The sequence below is a fragment of the Nonomuraea sp. KM90 genome, from assembly GCF_052246675.1.
Classification (GTDB): domain Bacteria; phylum Actinomycetota; class Actinomycetes; order Streptosporangiales; family Streptosporangiaceae; genus Nonomuraea.
The window spans coordinates 1-4311 of the sequence record NZ_JBQQCB010000280.1 but is presented as its reverse complement, the minus strand read 5'-3'; the positions used below and the strand labels follow the sequence as shown (position 1 = coordinate 4311).

Genomic DNA, 4311 nt, shown 5'->3' with positions numbered 1-4311 from the left:
CGGCGCGGGGACGGGGCGCGTGGCCGGCCGAGGCGGGTGCGGGGCTCGGGGCGCCGCCGGCGGCGGCCGGTGCGGGGTCGGCCGCGTCGGCTGCCGGGACCGAGGCGGCCCAGCCCCCGCCCAGGGTGGCGAACGCGATGATCGTCGCGATCCCGGGCCTGCCCATGTCGTACCCCCGCCTGAAAGTGCCGTCGTGCCTGCTCGACCCGGGGGTGATCCTCCTACCGCCCGGCGGGCCCGCGGTGGCGATCAGACCGCAACCAGGCATTCCCATGACCGACTCTTTACCTGGGCGGGTCACGTCCAGCGGTGCCGCTCGGTCTCGAGGTCGGCCGGGTAGAAGCTCTCCACCCGCAACTCCTGCGCCGTGATGTCCTGGGGGGTGCCCACCGTGGTGATCATCGAGAAGTAGCTCACGGTCACCCCGCCCTTCGCGAAGATGACCGGGATGATCGGCAGCACCGTGGCCGCCAGGTCGGGCTCGCGCCAGGCGGCCGGCAGGTCGGGGCGGGAGAGCACCTCGGCCAGCAGCGCCCGGGTGGCCGGGTCCGGCACGCCGCCCACGGCCTCCCGGTGCACCCGCTGGATGAGGGCGGGGGCGACCTGCTCCCAGTTGACGACGTGGGGACGCAGCTCGCGCGGGTCGAACATGAGCCGCACGACGTTGGCGGTGGCGCTCGCCGGCGGGTCGCCGCGCAGGTGAGCGAACATGACCTCCGCGGAGCGGTTGGCCTGGGTGATGTTCCAGTGGCGGTCCATCACCACGGCCGGGTACGGCTCGTGGTGCGCCAGCACCCGCTCCAGGGCCGCCCGGACCCGGGCCATGGCGGGCCCGGCGAGGTCGCTCTCGCGGTAGGCGGGGGCGTACCCGGCGGCGAGCAGCAGGTCGTTGCGCTCCCGCAGGGGCACCTGCAGCGCGCCCGCCAGCGTGATCACCATCTCGCGGCTCGGCGCCGACCGGCCGCTCTCGATGAAGCTGAGGTGCCGTGGCGAGACCTGCGCGTGGTGGGCCAGGGCGAGCTGGCTCATCCGCCGGGCCTGCCGCCAGTAGCGCAGCAGGTAACCCAGCGGGTGCTCCGTCGGCCGGAGAGCTGATGTCCTCACCCTCGACAGTCAACGGCCTGCGGCGTCCGCGCGCACTTCCCTCCGAGGGAATTGGAACGGCGCGCCGGCGACCCGACAGTGGTGGCTGCCGGCCGGGGACCGACCCGCGGCCGGAGACACCGGAGGTCTGAGATGACCGTCTTCACCGTTCACTCCGTCGACTCGGCGCCGCAGCCGTCCCGGCAGCCGCTGGACGAGCTGCGGCAGCGGGTGGGGTTCGTGCCCAACCTGGCCGGGGCGATGGCCGCGGCCCCGGTCGCCATCGACGGGTTCAACCAGCTGCAGCGCGCGCTGCGGCAGACCACGCTCACCGGGGCCGAGCGGGAGGTGGTGGGCCTCGCGGTCAGCGTCGCCAACCGGTGCCCCTACTCCGTGGCCGCCCACTCCGCCTTCGCCGGGCGGGAGGGCGCCGCGCCGGAGGTGATCGAGGCCCTGCGGGCCGGCAAGGACGACCTGCCGGAGGAGCGGGCGGCCGCGCTGGCCACGTTCGCCATGGCCCTGCTGCGGACCGGCGGGCACGTGGGCCAGGACGTGATCGACGCGCTGCTCGGCGCCGGTTACACCCGGGCCCAGGTCCTGGAGGTCATCACGCAGGCGGCGTACACGATCATGGCCAACTGGGTCGCCAATGTGACCGGCACGCCGCTCGACGCGGCACTGGCGGGCAGGGCCTGGAACGGCGCGGCCTGATCCGGCGCTCCCGGGAGAGGACAGGCCGATGGCGGAGGTCAGGAGCTGGGGCAGGTGTGGCGGTACTCCTCGATCGACAGGCCGCTGGGCGGCGGGCAGAGGAAGCGCTCGTAGCGGGTGTCGTCGTCGACGAACCGCTTCAGCCAGGCCACCATCGACTTGGCCATCGTGGTGTTGGTGGTCTGCGGGAAGAAGTGGCTGGCGTTGTTCAGCTCCAGGTACGCCTTCTCCGACGAGGACGGGATGCTGTTGTAGAACGGCTCCGAATGGGTGGTCACCGAGGCGACGCTGTCGCTCTCACCGCCGATGATCATGGTCGGGACCTGGATGCCCGACCAGTTCTTGGTCAGGTTCCAGGGCGCGAGCGGCACCGCCGCCTGCAGCGACGGCCGGTCGTCGGCGGCCTCCAGCGAGCCGCCGCCGCCCATCGAGTGGCCGGCCACCGCGAGCCTGGAGCCGTCGATGCGGCTGCGTACCGTGGTCGAACTGTCCTCGACCAGGTAGTCGAGCGCCGCCAGGAGCTGGCGGCCCCGGCTGGCGGGCTGGTCGTAGACGGAGTTGGTCTCGATGCCGATCACCACGAATCCGTGCGAGGCGATCCTCGGGCCGAGCCAGGACAGGCTGGACCACCTGGCGGTGTACCCGGGAGAGATGGCGATCGCGCCGAACGTTCCCTGGCTGGTGTCGGTCGGGTAGTAGATCGTGCCGCCGCCGAAGCCGCTCACGCTGAGCGAGGAGACGCTGGTCTGCGCGGTCGCGAACGGGCCGCGGCTGGCCTCCAGGATGGCGTCGGTGGGGTCGGGGCCGCGGTCGTACGGGCCGGCCGCCGCCTGGGCGGGGGTGGCGGCCGCCAGGGCGCCGCCGATCAGTGAGACGGTGAGGGCGAGCTTGGTCAACGTTCGCGCGCCGGATCGGGGGGTGGAGAGCTGCACGTCGTCATACTCCCTGCTCATCGGGGGCTCACTGGGGAGCTCACCGGGGGGTGACTGCTGTCTGTCGCCATTGTTCGGATGCGCAGTCAGCCGTGCATCGGTGAAATCACCGGTCCTTCGATCAGGACATGAGGCGTACCAGTTCGACGCGGGAGCGGATGCCGAGGCGGCTGAAGATGTTCCTGAGGTGGTGCTCGACGGTACGGCGGCTGAGGAAGAGCTGCTCGGCCACCTCCTTGTTGGTCGCGCCCTCGGCCACCATGCGGGCGATCTGGAGCTGCTGGGCCGTGAGCTGCCCCGTGGTCGCGTCCATGGCGGGGCGGACGGGGTCGCCGGAGGCGCGCAGCTCCGTCCTGGCCTGCTCGGTCCACAGGCGGGCGCCGTACCGCTCGAAGGTCTCCAGCGCCGAGTGCAGGTGGGTCCTGGCCGCGCCGGGGCGGCGGTCGCGGCGCAGGGCGCTGCCGTACAGGAGCTGCGTACGCGCCGCCTCGAACTCGTACACGCCCTGCCCGTGCAGCTCCATCGCCTCCCGGAACAGCTCCTCGGCCTCCCCGGGCCCGGCCAGCAGCGCGCGGCAGCGGGACACCAGCGCGCGCAGGTCGGGGCTGCGCGTGCTGCCCACCCAGCGTTCGAGCACCCGCAGCGCCGAGCGGGCCCGCTCCTGGTCGCCGGTGCGCGCGCACGCCTCGATGAGATGCGGCGTGGCCATGACGCGGATGACGACGTGGTTGTGGTTGCGCCGCTCGGCGCGCAGCCGGTTGGCGGCGTCGGCCGGGCGGCCCGCGGCCAGGTCGAGGTAGGCCAGCGCCCAGTTGCCGATGGCGCCCGCGATGCCCAGGTCGTGCGCGTCGGCCAAATCGATGGCGGCGTCCGCGCGCACCCGGCAGGTCTCCTGGTCGCCCTCGACGGCCGCCGTGATCGCCAGCCAGGCCAGGTGCTGGGCCGCGGTGTTGAGCTGGCCGGTCTCCTGGGACAGGCGCAGGCCCTGGGCGGCGGTCGCGGCGACGGAGGTGTAGCGGCCCATCCAGATCTGCGGGTAGATCATGTACTCCAGGAGCTGCGGCATGGCCGAGGCCGCGCCGCGCACGCGGGCCGCCTCGACGGCGCGGGCCGACAGCCGGTGGGCGGTGGCGTCCTCGCCGAGGAGCATGCTGGCCACGCAGGCCCAGACGAGCACGGCGGGGTCGCGTACCGACCCGGCCAGCTCGACGACCCGGCGCAGCGGGGCGGCCGCCTCCTGGTGCGAGCCGCTGAAGGTGGAGGCCATTCCGGCCAGATACTCGAACATGAGCTGCGTCGGCACCGTCTCGTCGGGGCGGCGCAGCGCGGCGGCCTGCCGGGCGATCGCGATGAACGCCCGGTTGTCGCCCGCGCGGTAGCTGGCGTCGGCGGCCCGGACGAGCGCTCGCACGCCGAGCATGCGGTGGCTCTCCAGCAGCCAGGCGGCGGCCGAGAGCAGCTCCTCGCGGGCGCTGCCGGTCTCGCCGCCGAGCAGTTCGAGGCTGCCGTGCAGGAGCTGGACGTGGGCGCGCAGCTCGTCGGGGGCGGCCAGGGTGTGAAGCCTGGAAAGGAGAGAGCGGGAAAA

The 4311-nt window shown here is 73.5% G+C and carries 5 protein-coding genes; 1 reads left to right on the top strand and 4 read right to left on the bottom strand.

What is annotated here, in order from left to right; all coding sequences use genetic code 11:
* Together ACTWPW_RS63155 and ACTWPW_RS63150 are read right to left on the bottom strand one after the other, a co-directional pair.
* On the bottom strand, positions 1-274 hold a 274-nt coding region (locus tag ACTWPW_RS63155; RefSeq protein ID WP_443174877.1), incomplete at its 3' end, for a hypothetical protein.
* 23 nt (positions 275-297) lie between these two features.
* Positions 298-1104, bottom strand: coding sequence for a helix-turn-helix domain-containing protein (locus ACTWPW_RS63150; protein ID WP_443174876.1), 807 nt, complete (start codon positions 1102-1104; stop codon positions 298-300).
* Between the two features lie 132 nt (positions 1105-1236).
* On the opposite strand from ACTWPW_RS63150, the gene ACTWPW_RS63145 reads away from it, so the two are divergent.
* Positions 1237-1794 carry a carboxymuconolactone decarboxylase family protein gene (locus tag ACTWPW_RS63145; RefSeq protein WP_443174875.1) on the top strand — a complete coding sequence of 186 codons (558 nt, stop codon included), beginning with the start codon at positions 1237-1239 and terminating at the stop codon, positions 1792-1794.
* A gap of 38 nt (positions 1795-1832) precedes the next feature.
* On the opposite strand, the gene ACTWPW_RS63140 is transcribed toward ACTWPW_RS63145, so the two are convergent.
* Together ACTWPW_RS63140 and ACTWPW_RS63135 are read right to left on the bottom strand one after the other, a co-directional pair.
* Positions 1833-2747, bottom strand: a complete 915-nt coding sequence (locus ACTWPW_RS63140) for an alpha/beta hydrolase family protein (protein WP_375111775.1) — start codon at positions 2745-2747, stop codon at positions 1833-1835.
* 100 nt (positions 2748-2847) lie between these two features.
* A partial coding sequence (locus ACTWPW_RS63135) for a LuxR C-terminal-related transcriptional regulator (protein ID WP_443174874.1) occupies positions 2848-4311 on the bottom strand: 1464 nt, incomplete at its 5' end.